3 protein-coding genes are annotated in these 2,601 nt (G+C 71.2%); 2 read left to right on the plus strand and 1 reads right to left on the minus strand.

Features of this window, described 5'->3' with window-relative positions; translation table 11 throughout:
• Positions 1-352 (plus strand): cellulose binding domain-containing protein (locus tag AOK09_RS36795; protein WP_217698544.1); only part of this gene is annotated, 352 nt, incomplete at its 5' end.
• 315 nt (positions 353-667) lie between these two features.
• Here AOK09_RS36795 and AOK09_RS36800 read toward each other — a convergent pair.
• Complete coding sequence (locus tag AOK09_RS36800; RefSeq protein ID WP_217698545.1) at positions 668-1,756, minus strand: MerR family transcriptional regulator; 1,089 nt, start codon at positions 1,754-1,756, stop codon at positions 668-670.
• Between the two features lie 330 nt (positions 1,757-2,086).
• On the opposite strand from AOK09_RS36800, the gene AOK09_RS36805 reads away from it, so the two are divergent.
• A complete protein-coding gene (locus AOK09_RS36805) occupies positions 2,087-2,425 on the plus strand; it encodes a YciI family protein (RefSeq protein ID WP_055591499.1) in 339 nt (112 codons plus the stop codon).
• Positions 2,426-2,601: the final 176 nt, after the last annotated feature.

A 2,601-nucleotide genomic window follows, 5' to 3' on the forward strand; every position in this document is an offset into this window, starting at 1 on the left:
CGCCACCACTCCCCCGCCCACCATGCCACCGGCGACGAATCCGCCGACCGCCGCGCTCGCCTGCACGGCGCAGGCGACCGTAACCAGCTCCTGGTCGGGTGGCTTCCAGGCCGACATCACGGTGCACAACAGCGGCACCGCCGCGCTCACGGGGTGGCGGGTCGGCTGGACGCCCATCTCCGGACAGTCCGTCACCAACCTCTGGAACGGCGTACTGACTCAGAGCAGCAGCTCCGTCACCGTGACCAACACCGCATGGAACGGAGCGGTGGCGCCAGGGGCCTCGGCCTCCTTCGGCTTCACGGCCACCGGTCCGGTCACGCTGCCGACGTTCTCCTGCTCAGCCTCCTGACACCGCCTCGGCCTCCGGCACACCGGCTTCGACATACTGGCCGCCCAGAGGACGCGTGACGCGGCGGCCGCACGTCCGTCCAGGGGCGGTCCTCCCGGACCGCCCCTGGACCATGCGCAGCCGCAACGGCCGGACCGCCTCTCGTCGTGATCAACGATCCTGCCGCCGAGGCCCGGGACCTGGCACTCGACGGACCTCCTCCTCTGCCTCGGCTGCGACCAACCGCGCCGACGGATGCCGGGCGCGGACGAGATCCGCGACGAGCTGCAGCGCTACGACGCCGAAGGCCCCGGCGAGGACGACCGAGTCGATGGTTCAGGCGACGAGCAGGCGAAGGCCAAGCTCGGCCGCGTCGAGGGCGAGGAGGTCGCGGTTGCGCTCCGCCCACCGGCCCGAGGCAAGGTCGGCACCGAGCATGCCGACCGCCCGCTGCTCGGCCTCCGGGCCGACCCGGGTCCACACCGACACCGCGCGGCGCACGGGTTCGTCCAGGTATGCCTCGGGCCGGCGCCAGTGGGCCTCGAAGAAGCCGTCGGCGCAGTCCCATGGGATGAGCACCGGCTCCGCGCGGCCCCCGATCGCGCGGGTCATGTCGGCCAGGGAAGGCCAGCCGGCGAGAAGGTCGGCGAATTCGGGCAGGTAGTCGCGGGTGAGCCAGAACCGTTGCAGCCAGCCGGTCGCACTGGCGTCGTACGTGAACACCACCACGCGCCGGGCCACCCGCCGCATCTCGCGCAGCCCGGCGATCGGGTCCGGCCAGTGGTGAACGGTGCTGACCGCCATCGCGGCGTCGAAGGACTGGTCAGCGAACGGCAGTCGTTCCGCACTGGCGGCCACGCACGGCGCCGCCCCGGCGGGACGCTGCGCCCGCATCACCGCCGACGGTTCCACCGCCGTGACCTCACGGTTCGGCGGCTCGTAGGAGCCGGTGCCGGCCCCGACGTTCAGCACCGTCCGCGCGTCCCCGAGCGCTTCCCAGATCCGAGCGGCGATCCGCGGCTCGGTGCGCCGGGTCGCCGGGTAGGCGGACCCGATGGCTTCGTACAACTGCGCGCCGAACACCTTCAGTTGGTTCTCCGGAGTCGTCCTGATCCCCATCGCCCGCTCCTCGAGTTCCCTGTCGATGGCCGTCACCATGGCGGCACTGCGGTCCCGCTGTTCCACCAGCAGGCCGCGCAGCCGGTGCAGGCGCGCGACCGCGTCGGTGGCCGGGTCGTCCACCAGATCCGCGATCTCGCGCAATCCGAAACCCAGGCGCCGGAAGGCGAGCACCTCGCGGAGCCGCTCCACGTCACCGGTCGAGTAGGCCCGGTACCCGGCGCTGGTCCGCGTGGACGGCTGGACGAGACCGATCTCGTCGTAGTGGTGCAGGGTGCGGACGCTCACAGCGGCCAGCTCGGCCACACGGCCAACGGTCAGGTGCTCGTGCTCTTCCACGTCGGCGACTATGCGGCATCACGCCACGTGAGGGTCAAGCGCTTCACTCCGGCCGCCCCCCGTGGCCGGCCGTTCGCCCGACGCTGCCACTGCCGACAGCGGGCGATCGGGGGCGGTCGCGGAAGGAACGGCTGTCCGCCGGTGGTCAGGCATCACGCCGTATCGCGCAACCGTCGGCCCACCCAAGTCACGATGCGTTACTGCCCTCACCAGAACTGATGAAGTGTCGGCTGCGGAGGAGGTCTTCGTCGTAGGGTGAGTGACGGCCGAAGGAGGCACCACCCTAGGGAGCCATGGATGACGCGGTATCTGATCTCGTTCGACGACGGCGCGATGACCTTCCCCGAGGAGGAGTTGCCCCAGGTGTCCGAGGACTCCCACAAGGTGGTGCGGGAGGCTCAGGACGCCGGGGTGTGGGTCTTCGGCGGTGGACTGCAGAGGCAGCGGGCGAGCATCGTCGGCACTGACGGTACCGTCACCGACGGCCCTTTCCCGGAGACCAAGGCGGTCGTCGGCGGGTTCTCGGTCATCGATGTGCCCTCACGCGAGGAAGCGTTGAAGTGGGCTGCCAAGTTCGCCGCCTCGTGCCGCTGCGCACAGGAGGTCCGGGAGATCATGCACGACCCGGAGGTCTGACCGAAGACGACCCGCCGCGGCTGGGGCACGGTTCAGCGGTGACCTGTGACGTGGGCACCTCTGACCTGCGGGTTCGGCATGCTGCGGACCCGCGGGCGACGGCGTTGGACGGCGTGATCCCGTCGGGGGTATCCGGCTGAGCACCCGGAAGCCGTCCCCGCCCCCACCCGTACGAC

The organism is Peterkaempfera griseoplana (genome assembly GCF_001418575.1).
Lineage (GTDB): Bacteria > Actinomycetota > Actinomycetes > Streptomycetales > Streptomycetaceae > Peterkaempfera > Peterkaempfera griseoplana.

What these genes read in the sequence shown, in the direction of transcription:
- AOK09_RS36805 (WP_055591499.1), top strand. Translation starts at nt 2,087, where the DNA reads ATGACGCGGTATCTGATCTCGTTCGACGACGGCGCGATGACCTTCCCC.